Consider the following 19,135-nt stretch of genomic DNA (forward strand, 5'->3'; position numbering starts at 1 on the left):
GATGACACCTTGATAACGGCTTCCTCTCCGGCGACGGCGACTGGAGCGACCCGGCTGCTGCGCCGGCCCATCGTCATTGGGACGCTCATCTACCTGCTGGCCTTTATCGTCCGGCTGTCCAACTTGGGCGGCGTCTTCACCGATGTTGGCATTTTTCCAATTTCAACCGATTCATTTTACCACCTGCGCCGTATTCACTGGGCCGTGACGCATGGGTTGGAAGTGCCGGATTTTGATCACTATGTCAACTTCCCCGACGGTGCGAACGTCAACTGGCCGTTCGGCTTTGATTGGCTTTACGCGGCTGCCGCTCAGGGGTCCTATGCGCTTGTTCACGGGAGTGCGCAGCCCGATGAAGGTTGGATCACTGCCGTGGCGTGTCTGTTGACGCCGCTCATCGGTGCGTTCACGCCGTGCCTTGGCTACCTCGTGGCCGCGCGCTTGGCCCACGCCTGGGCTGGTATCGCGGCCGGATTCATCCTCATTTGGCTGCCTGCTCTGTGGGTCGTGTGTGCGGTTGGCTATGTTGACCACCACGTTTTTGAGTCCCTGTGTGTCGGGTTGTACCTATGGGCTGTCGCGCGCGCGCGTCCGACCTGGCGGCATGGTGTCTTGGCTGGAAGCGCCATGGCTGTCGGGCTACTGTGCGCCACGATTATGCCCTTGCTCATCGGTTTTCATGCGTTGGTCACGGCGACTTGGTGGGTAACGCACCGAAAAGAGCCAGCGACGCATCAATCCCACGTACGAGTCAGCCTTTGTGCCTGGTTCACGCTCTTGGTATGGGTAGCGCCGTTTGTTGCCACGCGGATTGCCGAACCCCATGGCGTCAATCCATCGTTGGCAACGGCCTGGGTGGTGGCGCTTGGCGCAGCCGGCGTGACCCTAGCCGCTGTCGGTTGGACTGCGGGCTTTACGCGCCAGAACGTTTGGTGGGGGCTGGCCTGGCTTGGGCTGGGCCTCGGTGTGTTGCCGCGGGTTGTTCTGGCCGATGTCTGGCGCTTTGCGCGCTATGGCGTGATGCATCTGGTGGCCGCTGACCCGTGGCTGGCCACCATCTTTGAGAGTCAACCGCTGCTCCGCTCTTCCTTTTTCGATACGACGAACAACTACACGGGATTTTTTTGGCTCTTGCCGGTCGCGTGGTTCAGTGTGGCCAGCCGGGCCTGGTTGAAGCCGATCCACGCCGCCAGCCGCTTGTGGGTGCTCCTGCTTTTTTCCATCACGACGACCGGACTGGCTCTGCTCCAACTCAAGTTCAGCGGTCTGTTTGCGGTTCCATTTGCGGTGGTGGTTGGGCTTGCGCTCGCCGAGCTGCCGAACCGGTTGGCGCGGTTGCCACAAGTCAGCCCACGTCTTCAGTTGGCATTGCCCCTTGCCCTGTGTATCGGGATGCTTGCGCCCACCATCCACTTCACGCTGGGTGCGCCGACCTACATCGTGTCACCAAGCGGCGCGTTTGTGGATGTCGAGCCAACCCTGCGCTGGCTGGCGACCCACACGCCGGCGACGAGCCTCCGGGGCGACCAGCCAGATGATTACGCCGTTTTGTGTGACTGGACGCCCGGCCACTGGGTGATTGGGGTAGCCGGCCGGCCGACCGTAGCTTCTCCACTGGGTCACACGACACCGCTCCGTGGTGGCATCCGGGATGCCGCCGCGATGTTTGTCCTTCCGCCAAGTGAGGCCTTCCAACTGATGGATGCTCGGCGGGTACGCTACGTCTTGGTGACGCCCTGCTCCCCCAAAGCACTGGCGCGAGATGCGGCATGGAACCCTGAAACCAGTACCTCCGCGCCCTGGGAAGATTGGAATGAACGCCTCAAAGGTTCACTCTATGCGCACTTAGTGGCCAAGGAAGGGGTGCCTCAGGGCGACACGGTCCTGACCCAACTCCGCCTGGTTTATGAAAGCGACTTTGAAACTGAGTACCCACTCTTCACCCAGTATCACGCTGCCGGGAAGGTCTTTGAGCGCGTGCCGGGCGCGGTGGTGACCGGGCGCACGAAGCCAGGCGCGCGCATTGAGATTAAGACGCGCATCCGAACCTACTTCCGGCGCGAGTTCGACTACAGGGATGAAGTCCAGGCTGACGAGCAGGGCTACTTTGCGCGGCGCGTGCCTTACGCGCAGCAAGTGTCACCGACGACAACCCTTGCCGCCAATGCGCCGTACCAGATTGTGACGCCGGACGGCATCTTTACGGCCACCGCCACGGAGGCCGATGTCCAGCAGGGGCGCGCGCTTCAGTTGAGGCGTCTGGATGGCGAGTGAATCACCCGGCGAAGACGCTCGGCCAAGGCTTTGGCGGTTGGGCGCTCGACCGGCTGTTTGGCCAGCGCCGCACCGATGGCCTCAACCAGCTCGCTGGGGGCATCGGGTCGCCAATCCCGAATCGCTGATGGCGTGGCATGCAAAATGGCGTCGAGAACTTCGTAATACGATTTCCCCTCGAAGGGAAGCCGCCCGGTGGTCATTTCATAGAGCACAATCCCCAGGGAAAACACATCACTGGCCAGGGTTGCCTGGGCGTCGTTGGCCGCTTGTTCCGGCGACATATACGTGACCGTTCCCACCAAGACGCCTGATTCGGTAATGTCCGATACTGCCTGCAAGTGCTCATCCGAAGCTGACAAGTGCGCCCATCCGGCTGAGGCATCCAGCTTCGCTAGACCAAAGTCAATGACGCGCACGTTACCTTGGGCGTCGAGTTGCAGATTGGAAGGTTTGATGTCGCGGTGGATCACCCCAATGGCATGAGCCGCGGCGAGTGCGTCGGCCGCCTGACTCCCAATTCGACAAACTTCGGCACAGTCAAAGCGCCCTTGCTCGGCAAGACACTGCGCGAGCGTTTTACCGCGGACATACTCCATGACGAGATACGGTACACCGTCCACTTCACCAATCTCGTAAAGCGTGGCGATGTTGGGGTGATTGAGGTTGGAAACCATCCGGGCTTCGCGCAGAAAACGCTGCCGTGTTTCAGACTGATGGGCGTAGCGCGATTTCAGTACCTTGACCGCAACCTTGCGCCCAAGCTCCGCATCCCGCGCCAGAAAAACATCACCCATGCCGCCGCCGCCCAGGTGTTCTATCACCTCAAAACGCCCAAACTGGGACGGCATGGCAGTTTGTCCGTCCGGCTGAGGATCGCGTCGGAGGGTTCGGGTATCGTCCTGTGAAACAGCGCGCCGCGGTGGAGCAATCTCAATGGTCGGTGGCACAGGGGCATGCTCTCCGGTGCCACCGCTGTTACGTCCTGGGCGTGATACCACCGGCAGGAAGCGATGGGAAAACCAGCGCGCTTTTCCCGCCCCTTCGACGATGACATAGCCGGCACGTTTGAAATCCTCAAACACGTAGGTGTGTTCCCGCATCACCGGCTCGCCAGACGCCAGCGCCCGGCATACGGCCCGCTCGTCCGCCGAAAAATGCTCCCAGAGATAGCGAAAGTGCCCGCGGACTTCATCATCAAAGGCTTCTTCAATGGCGGCGTGGTCCAGATGCCCACTTTCTTGCAGTTGCTCAAAATAGATGGAGCAGGCGATTTGCAAGTAAAAAGGGAAGTTGCCGCTCAACAGACGGATGTCTTCGGCGTAGGGCGCCAGCGGAATCCCGTTTGCCTCTGACGGACGAGCAATCAGTTCGTAGGCGTCATCATCTGGGAAGGCCCGCAGGTAAATGTTGGTGAAGATATTGAAGAAAGGGGAGTCAGCAATCTGATCGGCATGACAAAGTTCCTGGAGGTCACGCCCGGATGATGTGACATAGGCCACTTCGTAGTTGTTGGCCAGTGAGCGCAAAAAGGCAAAGAAATCAGCCGAGAACGCGCGGTTCGACGTGAGAATGTCAAACTCATCAAACACCGCGATCAGCTTGCAGTGCCGGACTCGCAGAGCATCCAGCGCCGCGTGAATGCCGTCGAAGCCATACTTGCCAGCCGCCGGCAGTCCGGCACCGCGCTGAATTTCAGCCAGCCAAATGTCCAGAAAATCATCGAGCGTCATGCGCCGCCGCTGCTGCAAGTCCAAAAACACAAACACGTATTCCTCATGCCGCGTCAGGTATTGCTGACGCACTTGCGGTGCGCACAAGTAGTTGAGGAGTGATGATTTGCCAATCCGGCGGTCGCCGACGACGGCAATGGACTGGGGCCGCCCGGCGCCCAAGCGTGAGAAAATACGGGCCACTTCCTTACGCCGACCGTAAAACTGGGCTGGGTCGTGAATGGCAACGCGGTTGAGGTAAGGGTTGGGCATGACTGTCAGTGGCGAGGGGAGCGGACGTCTAGGTTATCAGCCCTGGGTTGCCGTGTGGTTGTCCGGTACGGGTCCAGCGGCGACCGGTAGGGCTTCGACAATGCGCTCCTGGAGGATGCTGGCTGATTGGCGCATTGCCGCCAGTTCGTCTGCGTCTAGCTCAGGCAAGATGCTGCTTTCGAGGCCGTTCTCACTCACGATGCTCGGCAGGCTCAGGCAGACGCGGGTCAGTCCATATTCGCCCTGCAACCGGACGCTGACCGGCAAAACGCTGCGCTGTCTGTTGAGAATTGTCTGAACCAGCCGCGCGATGACCAAGCCAATCGCTAGGTTGGTGTAGCCTTTTCGTTCGATGATGTCGTAGGCACTGCGGCGCGTTTGCTCGAAGATGGCATCCAGTGCCGGGCGGTCATAGGGACGTCCGTTGATGACATTGCCCACCAACCGCAACCCACCGATCCGCGCATCACTCCAGACGGGGAACTCCGTATCGCCGTGCTCGCCCAGGATGTAGGCATGAACCGAGCGTGGATCGACGCCGTAGTGTTCACCTAGTAGGGCGCGGAAGCGCGCGGTGTCCAGCATGGTGCCTGTGCCGATGATGCGCTGGGCCGGGCGCGTCGAAAGCGCCTGCGCCACGTAGGTCAGCACGTCCACCGGGTTGGTGGCGATGACCAGCAAGGCATTGGGCGCGTGCTGGTCAAGTTCGCTCAAGATCGCGCGAAAAACAGCGACATTGCGCTCCATCAAATCGAGGCGGCTTTCGCCTGGTCGTTGGCTGACGCCGGCCGCAATGACGATGACCTGGGCTTCAGCGAGGTCTGGATAGTTACCGACGCGCACCCGCGCCGGCCCGGCAAACGTTTGCCCGTGCATGAGATCAAGCGCCTCCCCCTCGGCGCGGGACTGGTCTTTATCAAGCAGAATGATGTCGCTAGCCGTACGCTGAATAAACATCGCGTAGGCGGCTGCCACGCCGACATTTCCGGTACCGACAATGCCAATGGTGCGCTTCTGAATCGCCATATCAGGTCATAGACAAACAACGGAGGTGTATTGTACTTTAACTTACAGTGCTGCTATTGCCCCTGCGCCGCACTGATTTCCCTGCCCCTACCTACCTCAAGATGAATTTGCTATTGCGACTTTGGGTCGGTTTGGCCTTAGTCGTGGTTTGTACAGCGACCGCTTGGTCACAGCAAGCCATTGTCAACTTACCATCCGCCGACATTACCCCCAAGGGGAAACATTTCTTGATGCACGAAACGCAGTGGCGGCCACAGCGCCCTGGCCGCTACTGGTATGCCACGAATTTTTACTGCTACGGGCTTGGCAAAAACACTGAGTTGGCCGTAACGACGTACAATAGCGGGACGCCACAAGCGCCCAATGAAAACATTGGTGTGGGCTTCAAAACTGCCATCCCGCTCTGGTCGAAAACGCATCCCAACCTAGAACTGAAGTGGACATTTGGGCAGATGCTGACCTACAACTTGCGTGGCAAGGGGTTGGGTGGTTTTACGTACTCGCATGGAAGTGTCGTCCTACCAAAGATACACACGCGACTGACGGCTGGGGTCAGTTTTGGTACGCAAAATCTCTTCAAGAAAACCACCGTTCATCCGATTGCTGACTTTGAGCAGCCTCTCATCAAGCACCGACTCTACTTGCTCGGAGAGTGGTTTTACGGTCGCCATGACTTTGGGTTCTTCACACCGGGCGTGCTCTTTCATCCAGCCAAGAACCATATCATCGTGGTTGCTTACAAACTTCCCAATCACCCCAGCAACGGCAAGAGTGGGCTGGTGATTGAGTATGGGTTCTTCTTTGGTGGTCACGAACATCAGTCCTCCCCGGCACATGATCATCCGACGCCAGAAGATCACCATCCAGCGCCATCCCGGCCAGCATCCCACCCCGGCCCCGGTGACTGGCTTCCGGTGGAATTCATCCCGAAGCCTCACATAGACGAGAGCGACGCGGATTTCTTTTGACAGTCGTTGACCAGATGAGTATCGTTCAAGACTTACTGTCGCGTCGTCAGGCGAGTGCTCAAGCGCTTGCAGTCGCGTAGCTCAGGGGTAGAGCACTACCTTGACACGGTAGGGGTCCACGGTTCAAATCCGTGCGCGACTACCATGGTTTCACGCTTTGGAGCTTGGCTTGACGGCGCGTCGGTCATTTGTTTAGTCCGTCCCCACCCGAGCGGACTGATAGGGTAAGAGGTGGTTTTGCGGGCGAAGACTTCAGTGAAGTCAGCCGCCCGCTTCATTGTTGTCTGGCCATGGAGATGTCGTCTGCGCAACCTGTTTCTGCTTCGCCCCTGACGGCGTTTCGGATTCTCCAGTCCCGTGATCCCGAAACGGCCAAGCGGGCGATTGCTGTGCGCGTGAATGGCGAGCTGCGGGATACCACCTGCGAAGTCTCCGAGTCTGATACAGTTGAGCCCGTGCTTCCCGAAGACCCCGAGGCGCTCGAAATTTACCGTCATTCAACTGCGCACTTGCTGGCTGCCGCTGTTCTAGACCTGTTTCCCGATACCAAGCTAGGGGCCGGGCCGGCGCTCAAAGACGATCCCAAAGGCGGGTTTTATTACGACTTTTTGCAGGAAAAGCCCTTCACGCCGGACGATTTGGTTCGCATCGAAAAGCGAATGCGCGAAATCGCCAAGCGCAATACGCCATTTCGCCGGGTTGAAATGCCGCGGGAAGAGGCTCTACAAAAGTTTAGCGCCGATGAACTCAAATGCTACTTCATTGGCGAAAAGGGCGGTGAGAACCCAAGTTTTTACACCCTTGGCGACCAGTTCATTGACTTTTGCCGGGGGCCGCACGTTCCGAGTGCTGGACGGATAAAAGCTTTCAAGTTGCTCTCCGTCGCCGGGGCCTACTGGCTCGGTAATGAAAACAATCCACAGATGCAGCGCATTTACGGAACATCGTTCTTTACCCAGGAGGCGCTTGACGAGTGGCTTCAGCAGCGAGAAGAGGCTGCCAAGCGAGACCACCGTCGGTTGGGCAAAGAACTCGATCTGTTTAGCTTCACCGACGAGGTTGGGAGTGGCTTGGCCCTGTTTCACCCCAAGGGCGCGCTGATTTTGCACCTACTACAAGAGTTTCTGTACGAAGCGTTGTTGGCCAACGACTACAACCTCGTTCGGACGCCGCATGTGGCGTCAAGTCGGCTGTGGGAAACGTCAGGGCATACCGCCAAGTACCGTGGCGACATGTACCCAGCGATGCAGTTCGAGGATGAGCCGGTCGAATACCAGCTCAAACCGATGAACTGTCCGTTTCACATCCAGATTTACAAGTCGCAGCCGCGCAGCTATCGAGACTTGCCGATCCGCTATGCCGAAATGGGAACGGTGTACCGCTACGAGCGGTCTGGCGTTCAGCATGGACTGCTGCGGGTTCGCGGTTTCACGCAGGATGACGCGCACCTGTTCTGCACACCGGAAACCCTTGAAGCCGAAATCTTGGGCTGCCTGGCATTTGCTCAGAAAGTCTATGCCACGTTTGGCTTTGACTATAAGATTGAACTCTCGGTGCGCGATGCCCAGGATCATGCGAAGTACCTTGGTGACGATGAAGTTTGGACGCTGGCGGAAGCCGCGCTAACCAAGGCACTTGACAAGCTAGCCCTGCCTTACGTGCGCGTGGAAGGGGAGGCCGCCTTCTATGGGCCAAAAATTGACATCAAGGTGATTGATGCCATTCGGCGCACCTGGCAACTGGCCACGATTCAAGTGGACTTCAACCTGCCGCAGCGATTTGGGCTAGAGTATATTGGTGCAGATAATCGTCCACATCCGCCGATTATGGTTCACCGGGCGATTTTGGGTTCTCTCGAACGCTTTTTTGGCTTGCTGATTGAGCATTTTGGCGGCAAGTTTCCGGTATGGATTGCGCCTGTTCAGGCGGCTATCCTGCCAATTGCCGACCGCCTGAATGATCATGCGGCAAATGTTGCGCGGCGGTTGCGAATGGCTGGCTTGCGCGTTGAAGTGGATGCGCGAAGTGAAAAGATTGGCGCGAAAATTCGTCAGGCACAACTGCGCAAAGTCCCATACATGCTTGTCTTAGGCGACCGCGAAGCCGAAACTGGGGACGTGGCGGTGCGGACGCGAAGTGACGGTGACATTGGAACCCTTTCAATTGAGGCGTTTATTGAGCGCGTGACGGAAGAAGTGCGGCAGCGCGCCATAACCCCATAGAAGCGGTCGCGCACTGGGCGCGGCTAAGTTAGACTCGGCATGGTCCGCTTGTGGACGTTGCCCCAACAAAGGAGTTGTCGTATCGCCATCCCACCCAATCGGAGCGTCCGTGACCGTGGCCCACAAGTGCCGACGAATGAGCGGATTCGTCATCGTGAAGTGCGCGTCATTGATGAAGAGGGAAACCAGCTTGGCATCATGTCGCCTCAGCAGGCCCTGGCTATTGCCCAAGAACGTGGACTTGATCTCGTCGAGGTCGCTTCCCAGGCCAGCCCGCCAGTCTGTCGCATCATTGACTATGGCAAGTGGCAGTACGAGCAGAAGAAGAAGCAGCACGAAGCCAAGAAGAAGCAGACGGTGATTTCAGTCAAGGAGATCAAGCTGCGCCCTGCTATTGGTGATCACGATTATGAGTTCAAGAAAAACAATGCGCTTCGGGCGCTGGAGGAAGGCGACAAGGTGAAAGCCTCGGTGCGATTCATTGGGCGTGAGATTACCCACCGGGAGCTTGGAGAGCGCGTGTTATCCCGTTTGGAGAAAGACCTTGCCCATGTGGCGACGGTTGAAGTCCGTCCAAAGATGGAGGGCATGACGATGTTTGTTATTTTTACGCCCAAGAAATGACCTGGCAACCAAGCCGCTAGGCGTGAATAGTGTGGTCTCACAAAAGCCCAAGTTGAGATAGCCAGAGATTTTTTGTAGGGAAGCGCACTTGCAGAAAGAAGCATTCGGTAGAAGGAGACGAAACAATGCCTAAGCTGAAGACACATAAAGGAGCTGCCAAGCGATTTCGCTCAACGGCCAGCGGACGGTTCAAACGTGGGCACTCGCACTGTCGCCACATTCTAACGAAGAAGTCGTCGAAACGCCGCCGCCATCTGGATATTGATACCTATGTCTCACCGGCGGATGAGGGGGCCATTCGGCAGATGTTACCTTATGGGAGCTAACCCCTACGCCAGCCGCTTTTGGCTAGCGGTTGGGTTCACCAGTCCTGCGGCCAGTCCCACCTGTCAGACAAGGGTCTCAGGCCAGCCGCAAACTGAGTCGTTGTCGTAAACAAGTTGATACTTATAACTGTTTTTTGTTGCTTTTCGAGGAGTTGAGAACGTCATGCCCCGCGCAAAACGAGGAAATAAACGCCTACAGCGCCGTAAGAAGATTTTGAAGCTTGCCAAGGGCTACAAAATGACCAAGAGCAAGCTCTATCGTTCAGCGAAGGAGTCAGTTGAGCGAGCGTTGAAGTTTGCCTACATTGGCCGTCGGATCAAGAAACGTGACTACCGATCCTTGTGGATTGTACGGATTAATGCCGCGGCGCGACGGAGTGGGTTGAGTTATAGCCAATTCATGCACGGACTCAAGAAAGCCGGTATCCTGCTTGACCGCAAGGTATTGGCAAACTTGGCCGCAACCGATGAGTCCAGTTTTGCCAGCTTAGCGATCCAGGTCAAGCAAGTCCTTGCCTAACGTGGACGACTGAATATCGCGCCGGATGATTTCCGGTCTTTCCGGTGTCCTAAACTTGGCGCTGCCAGGAGGCAGCGCCTACTTCAACCACAAGCTGTCTCCACGGAAGCGGTTTCTCCAGGCTTTTGATCAAGACGAGTGTCTACTAGAGAGAACCGAATTGCCTTTTACTGCAAGCGGTGTGTTTGCTGCGCGCCCGTGCGCCGCGCGGACGGTCTGCCCGTTACGCAGTTCCGACCGCCGTGTTTGCTGCGCGCCCGTGCGCCGCGCTCCGGAAAGTAGCGTGGGCAGTCCTGATTTCAACCTGTACAAGGTGCTAAACCGAGCATAAATGGCCATGTTCAATCCGTAGGGGCGCCTGGGTGTGGTCTGAGCAGATGGCTTCATCAACGTTTCTGTATCAGAAACGTGTTTGATCTTTCTCCATGCGCTATTCCTGCCCAGCCGTCTTCTAAAACCTCTATTATTCTACAGTCTTCTTCGTCTGCGATACGGAAGATTTCCTTCTGAGGAAGGACATGCATTTCCATGTCCTCTCTTTTTATGTCGGATGACAGATATTCACGCAGAGAAAAACGATAGCCGAGGCGATATGTAGGAACTTGAAAAAAAGCTACACCTCCCGAATTCAGTGCCCTAAGCATTGCCCGTATTATGAATTGAATGATCGGTGGTGGATTGTGCTGAAGTACAATGACTGAGTAGACAACATCTGTTTTTGGAAGCCGTATGTCTTCGGGAGAACTCAGCAAAACGAATTCTACATTTTTTAGATTGCTTTGGCTTATGTATTCTCTCGCTATCCTCAGATGGGAGCTTGATATGTCATAGGCTGTTACTTTGGAAAATTTATTGGCTAATGCAGCCGTAATGCGGCCGACGCCGCAGCCATACTCAATGCAGGTTTCATAGTCTGCCGGCTTTATACCATTCCTGAGAAGTGTAGCAAAAAAAGTTTCGACGTTTTCTTTACCAGATGAGTAAAAATCATCTTGATTCGAGGTGATGTCTTCAGACTTAAATCTCTCACAGGTTAGTACTGACCAATATGGCTCAGTTTTGCCAAGTTTTTCCCATACAGTCTTAATGTGGGCGAAAATCTCCCGTAAGTCACTCGTAAACTCAATACTTAGTGGGGGTTCATTTCCTGACATCGGCAAATGGCATAAAGGCTGATTTTTGGATTTATATTCTTCAGAACTTAGAAACTCCGTCCTAATCTCGCGAGTCGTCAGTAGCTTTTTTCTTTTTTCTTCAACTACATAGTTGTTCTCTGGTTCTCTATCCAAAAAAAGCCTGTATGCCCATGTAACAGCAGCGTTGAGTTCATCTTCATCAACGATGTTTTTTTTCCAAATACTTAATAGCTTCTTAGGCATAAAAATGATCGGGATTAATAAAGCAAGGGTCATCCCCCAACCGGAGTTGGAAACAGGCTTTCCCGCTGCTTGTCTGGAATTGCTGGATTGTTAGTTGTCTTGGCGTGCGTTGGCAGCCAGGCGCTTAGTTATTGCCACAAACTGCATCCGCAATGATGCAACTGTCTCTTGCAGTTGGCGCTCTTCCGCAGGGGCAAGGTTCCCCTTCGTTTTCTCCGTCAGCATCGCCAGTACGTCAATGTAATGGCGTCCGCCTTCGATATCCGGGGGGAGTCGTCCATACTGTGGATGCTCGATCAAGCCAAGCATCATCATCGCATTCGTTGCCAGCTCAAGCACGAACTCACTAAACAGCGGGTCTGCCTTCGGCGGCGTTTGGTGGGTGTCTGCCGGGTGATCGAGCGACACGGCCGGAGTCCGGTCGCTTGTGGGCGGAGGAATCGTTGCTTCAGACTCATCCCGTTCCGTATCAGCACGGACCGTCCCATCGGGGTTGAACAGCCGACGGTCGCTAACTTTGAATGACGAAGGCGCTTCTTCACTCATGAGGGATTTCTCTCTGGCGCGAGCTGGTTTTTTGAATTTGCTGCGCCATGGTTGGTGATAGGTGTTTCTTTAGTGTGAAATCGGGAGAGCCGCGCTCACGCTAGCACACGGTGAGGACTACCGTGAGCGCGTTGTTGGTTATTGCTTTTCTTATTGGTTCGCGCTTTTGTCAGTACTTGACGCTACAACCGTAGGGCTTCGTGGTCGGTGTTGCGACTGGCTTCCCGGCCATGACCGCCTCCAGCGCCGCCTCGACGTAGTTGACCTTCGCCTTTTCATTGGCATCGGTTGACACTGAGTCGTCAATCGCGCCCTGGTAAACCAAGTTTCCGGCTTGGTCAATCACGTACATGTGCGGGGTGGTCTTCGCGCCATAGGCCTTGCCAATGGTGCCTTCCGTATCAATCAAATACGCCGTTGGCGCGGCATTGCGCTCCTTGATCTTGGCGTTGATTTCAGCCGGGGCAAAGTGTCCCTGCTTGCCAGCCGCAGATGAGTTAATGGAAAGCCAAACAACGCCTTTGGCTGTGTACTTCCGCTGAAGCGCTTGCATGTTGCCGCTCTTGTAGTGCCGCACGACAAAGGGACAATCAAAGTTGACCCACTCAAGGACGACGATCTTGCCCTTGAAGTCGCTGAGGGAATGCTTTTTGCCGTTGCTATCCACGGCCGTAAACGCCGGCGCCGGAGCGCCAGCCGGGGGGGCCGCCGTAGCGGTGTTGACGGCGGTGCAGGCCGCAACAAATAGGGCCGCTGCCAAAGCGCAGAAGACAGATGCACGTTTGAATGTACTTTTCATCGCTGTACCTCGAGGAATGTATGCCGCATTGAGCAGCAGGTTAAACCAATCACATCGCTGAGTAAACGAATGCTCGGTCGGGGTGTTCCGAAAAACAACACGGGCGCATTGTAGTTTGGCTCCGCTGAGCTGACGATGCTTTTTAGCAGGTCACTCGACCGTACGCCTTGAATGTCGGCCAAATCTTCGGCAACCTATGCCGGCCTTGTTCCAAGTGAGTCATGAACGCCGCTTTATCGTCCAGCCCTGCACCCGCCACACCTGCGTCGCCAGCCTCCTTTGGTTTTTTTTACCGCATTGGGCTGACGGCTCGCCGCATTTTTCCAGCCATTGCCGACTTGGCCAGCAATGAAGTTTATGTCCTGGCTTCGGCCATAGCCTTCAATGCCTTACTCGCACTCTATCCCTTTCTGCTGCTGGTCCTGTTGACCTGTCGGGAGGTACTGCACTGGAACGCCGGGGTTGAAACGACGCTGTTTTTGCTCAAGACGACCTACTTGCCGGTTGCCGAAGATTTCATTGTCCGCAACCTGCGCGCCGTCCTTGAAGAACACACAAATCGCGGGGTGGCACTGGTTTCGGTCGGAGCGCTGATTTTTACTAGCGCGGGTATTTTTACCCCACTGGAGTTGGCACTCAACCGTGCCTGGCGGGTCAAGCAGCCACGAACCGGTTGGAAAAGCCAGGTGTTGGCCATGGGGCTTGTGCCGGTTTGTGGGGTGTGCTTTCTGATGATTGTCGCGCTGACGGCCGGGATGCAATGGCTCGCGGCGCAGACGATTGGGGGCGTTGCCGGTCCACGCTTTGCCTCGATTATCACACTGATAGCCGCCAAAGTGCTTTCGCTCCCGATTACCATCGGCATGCTTTTTGGGCTTTACATGGTGTTGCCCAGCGAGCGCCCAGCCGCTCGGCGCGTGTTGCCGATGGCAGTCTGGGTTGGGTTGCTTTGGGAAGCCGCTCACTACGTGTTCGTGGCCTGCCTCCCGCTGATTGACTTTCGCAAGACCTACGGCCCGTTTTACGTCACGGTATCGCTTGTGATGTGGGCTTTTGTGTCTGCGCTTTTGCTTTTGCTTGGCGCGAATCTCGCGGCGCTCGATGCGGCGTCCTCAACGACACGCCAGAAGTAACACCAAATCTGAAAGGAAGAGCGTCATGCTACGCTTCATCACCGCTGGGGAGTCGCATGGTCCGGCGCTGGTCACGATTGTTGAAGGACTACCGGCCGGATTGCCGATTGATATCGCAGCCGTCAATGCTCAACTTCGGCGCCGCCAACTCGGCTATGGGCGTGGCGGCCGCATGAAGATCGAACAAGACCGGGCGGAGGTGCTTTCGGGTCTGCGTCACGGGCGTACCCTTGGCTCACCCGTTGCCTTGCTCATTCGGAATGCGGACTTTGAAAACTGGCAGACCGTCATGGCGAGCCAGCCAACACCAGACTGGGAGGCAATTGCCGATGATCCCAAGAAATCGCGCCGCCTGACGCGCCCACGGCCCGGCCATGCCGACCTGGCCGGCGGGCTGAAGTTCGCCACCCACGACCTGCGCGACATTCTGGAGCGCGCCAGCGCACGCGAAACGGCCGCGCGCGTCGCCGCCGGGGCGTTGGCCCGCCAGATGCTCGCGGTGTTCGGCGTTGAAGTGGTCAGTCACGTCATTCGCCTGGGCGGCATTCCGGCAGATGACTCCTTGGCGGAAGCGACGTGGGAACAGATTGTAGCCGTCCAGGAGAGCACCGTGCTCCGTTGCATAGACCCGGTCATCGAGGCTGAGATGGTCGCCGCCGTGGATGCGGCCCGTGAGCGGGGCGATACCCTGGGCGGCACGTTTGAGGTCGTTGTGCGCGGGCTGCCAGTCGGCCTTGGCACCCATACCCAGTGGGATTTACGGCTGGATGGGCGGCTGGCACAGGCGATGATGTCCATCCAGGCCGTCAAGGCCGTTGAGATTGGGGCTGGCGTAGCCGTCGCGCATCGTTCCGGGGCGCAACTTCACGATGAGATTGCCTATGACGGCCGTGGATTCACTCGCCCAACCAACCATGCCGGAGGCCTCGAAGGCGGAATAACGAACGGCCAGTTGCTCCGCCTACGCGGACACCTCAAACCGATTTCGACCCTGCGGCGCGCACTGCAAAGCGTGGATGTCGTCACGAAGGAAGCCCAGGCCGCTGCTTTTGAGCGTTCTGATACTACCGCCGTCCCGGCCGCCGGCGTCATTGCCGAAGCCATGACGGCCCTGGTTTTGGCCCAAGCGTGGTGTGAAAAGTTTGGCGGCGACTCGTTGGTTGAAATGCAGCGCAATGTTGAAGGCTATCGGGCGCAGACGGCCGCTTACTGAGTCGCCTTCAATCTTCGACGACAAAGGCCCCAAGTCGGCAATAGCGGGCGTAGCGTTGCTCCATGAGTTTTTCTGGCGGCAAACCACGCAACGCTTCGAGTTGCTTGGCCAAGTACGGTTTTAGGAGTTCCGCCGCCGCCGCATGGTCGGTGTGCGCGCCTTCGCCCGGTTCGGGAACGATTTCGTCCACGATACCAGCTTCCTTGAGCGGCTCTGGTGTGATTTTCATCGCGGCTGCCGCCTTGTCGGCCTGACTGGCATCGCGCCACAGGATCGAAGCGCAGCCTTCCGGGGAAATAACGGAATAGATTGTGTTTTCCAGCATAAGGATGCGGTCACAGGCGCCAACGGCCAGTGCGCCACCTGACCCTCCCTCGCCGATGATAATGCCAATGGTCGGGGACGCCAACCGCATCATTTCGATGATGTTGCGGGCGATGGCTTCGCCTTGCCCACGCTCCTCGGCCTCGATGCCAGGGTACGCGCCCGGCGTGTCAATGAACGAGACGATCGGTCGCCGAAACTTGGCCGCCATCTGCATCAGGCGGATGGCCTTGCGATAGCCTTCTGGCTTGGGCATGCCAAAGTTGCGGTACTTGCGGTCTTCCATCTTGCGCTGCTTGTAGTTCGCTTTTTGCTGCCCGACGATGAAGATCGGCTCCCCCTCAAAGCGGGCAAAGCCACAAACAATGGCCGGATCATCGGCAAAGCGTCGGTCGCCATGGAGTTCGTGGAAATCCGTGAACAGCAAGTGGATGAAATCCAGCGCATACGGGCGCTCTGGATGGCGGGCGAGTCTGACTCGGTCCATGGGCGTCATCTCGCCGCCGCCGTTCGTTGCGCCAAGGATTTCTTGCTGCAACTCACGCACACGAACCTGTAGCTTGCGAATCTCGGCGTCTTGTTCTGGCGTGTGCGGCGCAGAAGAAAGTTGTGTGAGCTGAGTTTCGAGAGCCTGAATCTGCGCGGTTTTTTCCGTTGACGACATGCTTTCGGCGATTGAAACGCAAGAGTGGGATGGGCGAACGTGTCTCAGTGGCGGTTGAATGTAGCTGGCCTTGAGCGCGGCGACAAGTGACGCACGATCTGCGCCGCCGCACGCCAACGACATCGTGTGCTGCGCGCTTGCCATCTGACGCAACCGGCGGATATAGCCGTACGGCTTGAGCTATGTTAGCCTGCGGTGGCGGCCAATCCTGAGACGTACACAAAGGACTTACGCAGCCACATGGTAGGTCACTCCCCCGACCGGACGACGACCTCTCACGTCCAGCTCGACCGTCTGGAGTTTGTCATTCCCAGCGTCATTGCGCGCATGCATGACCTGCTGAAAGACCTCATGGATTTGCTCGAAGCCCGCGGCATCGCCGAGCCAAACTCGAATATCATGGTGGCGCTTGACGAGGCCATTGCCAACGCCATCAAACATGGCAATCACGAGGATCCGACAAAAAACGTTCACGTGGTCGTTGAGTTTGCGGCCGACGAGGTTGTTTTCACCATCACCGACGAAGGAGACGGCTTTGACCTCAAGTCGCTACCCGATCCCACCGATCCGAGTTGCTTGATGCGTACCTGCGGGCGTGGGGTGATGCTCATTTACCACCTGATGGATGAAGTCGAATACAACGCGCGCGGCAACCAGGTTCGCATGAAGAAAAAGGCGGAACAATGACGGAATCGCCACTTCCTGGCCGCGCGGAAGAGCTGCCGAGTCTGCGCCAACTGGCCGACCTCGAACCGCTTTCAACCGGAGACCTGATTGATCGCGCCGTTCAGGTTTATCGGCGCAACTTCGCGCCGCTACTGTACTTGGCGATTCTGCCAGTTCTGGCGAGCTGCGTTGGGACACTTCTGATAGCCTACACGAGCACCGGATTACGGGAATCCGTCGCCACGCTCCCGGTAATCATTGCCGGACTGTCGCTAGGGTACTTCTTGACGTACATCATCAGTCCGCTTTTACTCATGCTCATCACCGGTGGACTGACCCGGACAGTTGCGGACTTCGTCATGCTCGATACGCCCATTAGCTTTCGCCGCACTTGGCGACTGATACGGAGCCGGCTCTGGGCGCTGATTTGGGCGCAAATTTTGGGGTCTGTGCTGTTTTGGATGGCGCTGGCAGGGCTGGTCCTGGTTGAATTTTTCTTGCTCTGGGTGATGATCCTCGTTGCCCTCCTGCTATTTGGGTACCTTCCTCCAATGGTAGCCAGCCCACTGTTAGTCTTGCTGATAATGGTGATTGTCGCGCTCGGTTTTGTCAGCTATTGCGCGGTGGTCGCCCAGGTTGCGCTCATTCCAAGTGTGGTCATGATCGAGGGACGCCGTGGCTGGGAGAGTATCGTCCGCTCCCTTCAGCTTGCGCGCGGCACCATCTGGCGAATCACCCAGATTACCCTCTTCGACATGGCCATTGCTTCATCGGTCATCTCGGCTATCGGGATTCCGATTGTGATATATGTCATTCTCAACGGCGATTTCGATGACCTCACGCGCACACCAACCTGGTTTATTCTAGCGGCCAACCTGGCTGACCAACTCGGCAAGCTCGTGACGCTGCCTATGTCCACGATTGCCTACTGCCTGCTGTACTTCGACATGCGAGTGCGGCGCGAGGGCTATGACGTCGAGCTACTTGGAGCGCGCCTTGAAAACGCTTCGGCGCGCGGGTCCGCTACGACCCAACCACCCATGACCCCACGTCCCAGTCCGCCGGTGGTTGGGCCACCCAAAACAGAAGCAGCCACCTTCTCCCCATAGGGACGGCGGCTGCAACCCTCGGTCGTCGGGTCTGTATCCAGAAAAAGTTAGGTGCCGTGCTCCCAGCTATTGATGTATTCGACCATCTCGGCCGTCAACACATCAATCTTGACGCCCATCGCTTCAAGCTTTAGCGAGGCAATCTCGATGTCAACTTCTTCTGGCAGGCGGTGAATCGTCTTTTCAAGTTGTTCCGCATGCTTTTTGAGGTACTCGGCAGAGAGCGCCTGATTGGCAAAGCTCATGTCCATCACACTGGCCGGGTGGCCTTCGGCGGCCGCCAGGTTGATGAGCCGTCCTTCACCGAGCACGATCACGCGGCGGCCGGTTTCAGCCAGTTCATATTCCTGAACGAATGGACGCACCTCGCGCACATCCCGTGACAGCTCCTTGAGCGCAACCAGGTTGAGTTCCAGATCAAAGTGACCGGAGTTGCAAACAACGGCCCCATCTTTCATCAGCGCGAAGTGTTCGCGGTCAATGACATGGCGATTGCCGGTGACGGTGATGAACACATCACCTTGAGCCGCGGCTTCGGCGATCGGCATGACCCGGAAGCCATCCATGACCGCCTCAATCGCTCGAATTGGGTTCACTTCGCAGACAATGACGTTGGCGCCCAGCCCACGACCGCGCATGGCGACACCCTTGCCGCACCAGCCATAGCCGATCACCACGAGGGCGCGTCCGGCCAGCAGCAGGTTGGTCGCCCGAATGACGCCATCCAGGGTGGATTGGCCGGTTCCGTACCGGTTGTCAAACATGTGCTTGGTTTGGGCATCGTTGACCGCGATGACCGGAAATGGTAGCACGCCACTGACCTGCATGGCTTTGAGCCGCTGAATCCCGGTGGTTGTTTCCTCGGTGCTGCCCAGGACATTCGGAACAAGCTCGCTTCGTTCCTTGACAAGGGTAGAAATCACATCCCCGCCGTCATCAATGATGAGGTGCGGATTGGTGTCGAGCGCCAGCAGTACGTGCTTGCGGTAGTCATCGGTTGACTCACCCTTGCGGGCAAAAACAGGAATGCCAAAATCGGCCACCAGCGAGGCCGCCACGTCATCCTGCGTCGAGAGTGGATTGGAGGCAATCAGGACGGCCTCGGCGCCACCGGCCTGGAGCGTCCGCGCCAGATTGGCCGTCTCGGTGGTTACATGGCAGCACGCCACCAGCCGCAGCCCCTCCAGGGGGCGTTCTTTGGCGAAACGCTCCCGAATTAGTCGTAGTACGGGCATTTCACGGTCGGCCCATTCAATCCGCTTGCGCCCCAGGGGCGCCAGCGCCAAATCAGCCACGTCGTAGTGCTTCACTTGTGCGACACTAGTACTCATTCGATGATGTCCTTGGAAGATTGAGG

17 protein-coding genes and 1 tRNA gene are annotated in these 19,135 nt (G+C 57.2%); 11 read left to right on the forward strand and 7 right to left on the reverse strand.

Features of this window, described 5'->3' with window-relative positions; all coding sequences use genetic code 11:
• Nucleotides 1-9: 9 nt before the first annotated feature.
• Nucleotides 10-2,274, forward strand: a complete 2,265-nt coding sequence (locus J8C06_RS02030) for an STT3 domain-containing protein (protein WP_211429132.1) — start codon at nt 10-12, stop codon at nt 2,272-2,274.
• Here the strand turns inward: J8C06_RS02030 and J8C06_RS02035 are convergent.
• Nucleotides 2,247-4,259: a protein kinase domain-containing protein gene (locus J8C06_RS02035; protein ID WP_211429133.1), complete on the reverse strand. Its 2,013-nt coding sequence runs from the start codon at nt 4,257-4,259 to the stop codon at nt 2,247-2,249. The genes J8C06_RS02030 and J8C06_RS02035 overlap by 28 nt on opposite strands.
• Nucleotides 4,260-4,295: 36 nt before the next feature.
• Nucleotides 4,296-5,285: an L-lactate dehydrogenase gene (locus tag J8C06_RS02040; RefSeq protein ID WP_211429134.1), complete on the reverse strand. Its 990-nt coding sequence runs from the start codon at nt 5,283-5,285 to the stop codon at nt 4,296-4,298.
• Nucleotides 5,286-5,512: 227 nt separating this feature from the next.
• Here J8C06_RS02040 and J8C06_RS02045 point away from each other — a divergent pair, with 227 nt between their 5' ends.
• The 6 genes from J8C06_RS02045 (at nt 5,513) to rplT (ending at nt 9,945) form a co-directional block, all read left to right on the forward strand.
• Nucleotides 5,513-6,253, forward strand: coding sequence for a hypothetical protein (locus tag J8C06_RS02045; protein WP_211429135.1), 741 nt, complete (start codon nt 5,513-5,515; stop codon nt 6,251-6,253).
• Between the two features lie 70 nt (nt 6,254-6,323).
• A tRNA-Val gene (locus tag J8C06_RS02050) sits at nt 6,324-6,398 on the forward strand.
• Nucleotides 6,399-6,543: 145 nt separating this feature from the next.
• Complete coding sequence (gene thrS / locus J8C06_RS02055; protein ID WP_211429136.1) at nt 6,544-8,475, forward strand: threonine--tRNA ligase; 1,932 nt, start codon at nt 6,544-6,546, stop codon at nt 8,473-8,475.
• Nucleotides 8,476-8,514: 39 nt separating this feature from the next.
• Nucleotides 8,515-9,099, forward strand: a complete 585-nt coding sequence (gene infC / locus J8C06_RS02060; protein ID WP_455423707.1) for a translation initiation factor IF-3 — start codon at nt 8,515-8,517, stop codon at nt 9,097-9,099.
• A 125-nt stretch (nt 9,100-9,224) separates the two neighbouring features.
• A complete protein-coding gene (gene rpmI, locus J8C06_RS02065; RefSeq protein ID WP_211429137.1) occupies nt 9,225-9,425 on the forward strand; it encodes a 50S ribosomal protein L35 in 201 nt (66 codons plus the stop codon).
• Nucleotides 9,426-9,588: 163 nt separating this feature from the next.
• Nucleotides 9,589-9,945, forward strand: a complete 357-nt coding sequence (gene rplT, locus J8C06_RS02070; RefSeq protein WP_211429138.1) for a 50S ribosomal protein L20 — start codon at nt 9,589-9,591, stop codon at nt 9,943-9,945.
• Nucleotides 9,946-10,331: 386 nt separating this feature from the next.
• Here the strand turns inward: rplT and J8C06_RS02075 are convergent, their stop codons facing one another.
• From J8C06_RS02075 to J8C06_RS02085, 3 genes are all read right to left on the reverse strand, one after another.
• A complete protein-coding gene (locus J8C06_RS02075; protein WP_211429139.1) occupies nt 10,332-11,357 on the reverse strand; it encodes a class I SAM-dependent methyltransferase in 1,026 nt (341 codons plus the stop codon).
• Nucleotides 11,358-11,414: 57 nt separating this feature from the next.
• Entirely contained in the window at nt 11,415-11,870 is a 456-nt protein-coding gene (locus J8C06_RS02080; protein ID WP_211429140.1) for a DUF1844 domain-containing protein, read from the reverse strand.
• A 169-nt stretch (nt 11,871-12,039) separates the two neighbouring features.
• Nucleotides 12,040-12,669, reverse strand: coding sequence for a thioredoxin family protein (locus J8C06_RS02085; protein WP_211429141.1), 630 nt, complete (start codon nt 12,667-12,669; stop codon nt 12,040-12,042).
• Between the two features lie 221 nt (nt 12,670-12,890).
• Here J8C06_RS02085 and J8C06_RS02090 point away from each other — a divergent pair, with 221 nt between their 5' ends.
• Nucleotides 12,891-13,802 (forward strand): YihY/virulence factor BrkB family protein, encoded by a 912-nt coding sequence (locus J8C06_RS02090; protein WP_211429142.1) that lies wholly within the window; start codon nt 12,891-12,893, stop codon nt 13,800-13,802.
• 25 nt (nt 13,803-13,827) lie between these two features.
• On the forward strand, nt 13,828-15,015 hold the full coding sequence (gene aroC, locus J8C06_RS02095) for a chorismate synthase (protein ID WP_211429143.1): 1,188 nt from the start codon (nt 13,828-13,830) through the stop codon (nt 15,013-15,015).
• Between the two features lie 7 nt (nt 15,016-15,022).
• Here the strand turns inward: aroC and J8C06_RS02100 are convergent, their stop codons facing one another.
• Nucleotides 15,023-16,003 (reverse strand): acetyl-CoA carboxylase carboxyltransferase subunit alpha, encoded by a 981-nt coding sequence (locus J8C06_RS02100; RefSeq protein WP_211429144.1) that lies wholly within the window; start codon nt 16,001-16,003, stop codon nt 15,023-15,025.
• A gap of 240 nt (nt 16,004-16,243) precedes the next feature.
• Between J8C06_RS02100 and J8C06_RS02105 the strand changes: the two genes are divergently transcribed.
• Together J8C06_RS02105 and J8C06_RS02110 are read left to right on the forward strand one after the other, a co-directional pair.
• A complete protein-coding gene (locus tag J8C06_RS02105) occupies nt 16,244-16,690 on the forward strand; it encodes an ATP-binding protein (protein WP_211429145.1) in 447 nt (148 codons plus the stop codon).
• Nucleotides 16,687-17,778: a hypothetical protein gene (locus J8C06_RS02110; protein WP_211429146.1), complete on the forward strand. Its 1,092-nt coding sequence runs from the start codon at nt 16,687-16,689 to the stop codon at nt 17,776-17,778. The genes J8C06_RS02105 and J8C06_RS02110 overlap by 4 nt, the downstream gene beginning before the upstream one ends.
• Nucleotides 17,779-17,825: 47 nt before the next feature.
• Here the strand turns inward: J8C06_RS02110 and ahcY are convergent, their stop codons facing one another.
• Nucleotides 17,826-19,109 carry an adenosylhomocysteinase gene (gene ahcY / locus J8C06_RS02115; protein ID WP_211429147.1) on the reverse strand — a complete coding sequence of 428 codons (1,284 nt, stop codon included), beginning with the start codon at nt 19,107-19,109 and terminating at the stop codon, nt 17,826-17,828.
• Between the last annotated feature and the right edge of the window lie 26 nt (nt 19,110-19,135).

Source organism: Chloracidobacterium validum, assembly GCF_018304825.1.
Taxonomy (GTDB): Bacteria; Acidobacteriota; Blastocatellia; order Chloracidobacteriales; family Chloracidobacteriaceae; genus Chloracidobacterium; species Chloracidobacterium validum.

Coding starts and splice junctions, on each gene's coding strand:
- J8C06_RS02100 (WP_211429144.1), bottom strand. CDS start 16,003: ATGTCGTCAACGGAAAAAACCGCGCAGATTCAGGCTCTCGAAACTCAG.
- rplT (WP_211429138.1), top strand. CDS start 9,589: ATGCCCCGCGCAAAACGAGGAAATAAACGCCTACAGCGCCGTAAGAAG.
- J8C06_RS02090 (WP_211429142.1), top strand. CDS start 12,891: ATGAACGCCGCTTTATCGTCCAGCCCTGCACCCGCCACACCTGCGTCG.
- J8C06_RS02075 (WP_211429139.1), bottom strand. CDS start 11,357: ATGACCCTTGCTTTATTAATCCCGATCATTTTTATGCCTAAGAAGCTA.
- J8C06_RS02035 (WP_211429133.1), bottom strand. CDS start 4,259: ATGCCCAACCCTTACCTCAACCGCGTTGCCATTCACGACCCAGCCCAG.
- J8C06_RS02080 (WP_211429140.1), bottom strand. CDS start 11,870: ATGAGTGAAGAAGCGCCTTCGTCATTCAAAGTTAGCGACCGTCGGCTG.
- thrS (WP_211429136.1), top strand. CDS start 6,544: ATGGAGATGTCGTCTGCGCAACCTGTTTCTGCTTCGCCCCTGACGGCG.
- J8C06_RS02040 (WP_211429134.1), bottom strand. CDS start 5,285: ATGGCGATTCAGAAGCGCACCATTGGCATTGTCGGTACCGGAAATGTC.
- infC (WP_455423707.1), top strand. CDS start 8,515: ATGGTCCGCTTGTGGACGTTGCCCCAACAAAGGAGTTGTCGTATCGCC.
- rpmI (WP_211429137.1), top strand. CDS start 9,225: ATGCCTAAGCTGAAGACACATAAAGGAGCTGCCAAGCGATTTCGCTCA.
- J8C06_RS02085 (WP_211429141.1), bottom strand. CDS start 12,669: ATGAAAAGTACATTCAAACGTGCATCTGTCTTCTGCGCTTTGGCAGCG.
- aroC (WP_211429143.1), top strand. CDS start 13,828: ATGCTACGCTTCATCACCGCTGGGGAGTCGCATGGTCCGGCGCTGGTC.
- J8C06_RS02105 (WP_211429145.1), top strand. CDS start 16,244: ATGGTAGGTCACTCCCCCGACCGGACGACGACCTCTCACGTCCAGCTC.
- J8C06_RS02110 (WP_211429146.1), top strand. CDS start 16,687: ATGACGGAATCGCCACTTCCTGGCCGCGCGGAAGAGCTGCCGAGTCTG.
- ahcY (WP_211429147.1), bottom strand. CDS start 19,109: ATGAGTACTAGTGTCGCACAAGTGAAGCACTACGACGTGGCTGATTTG.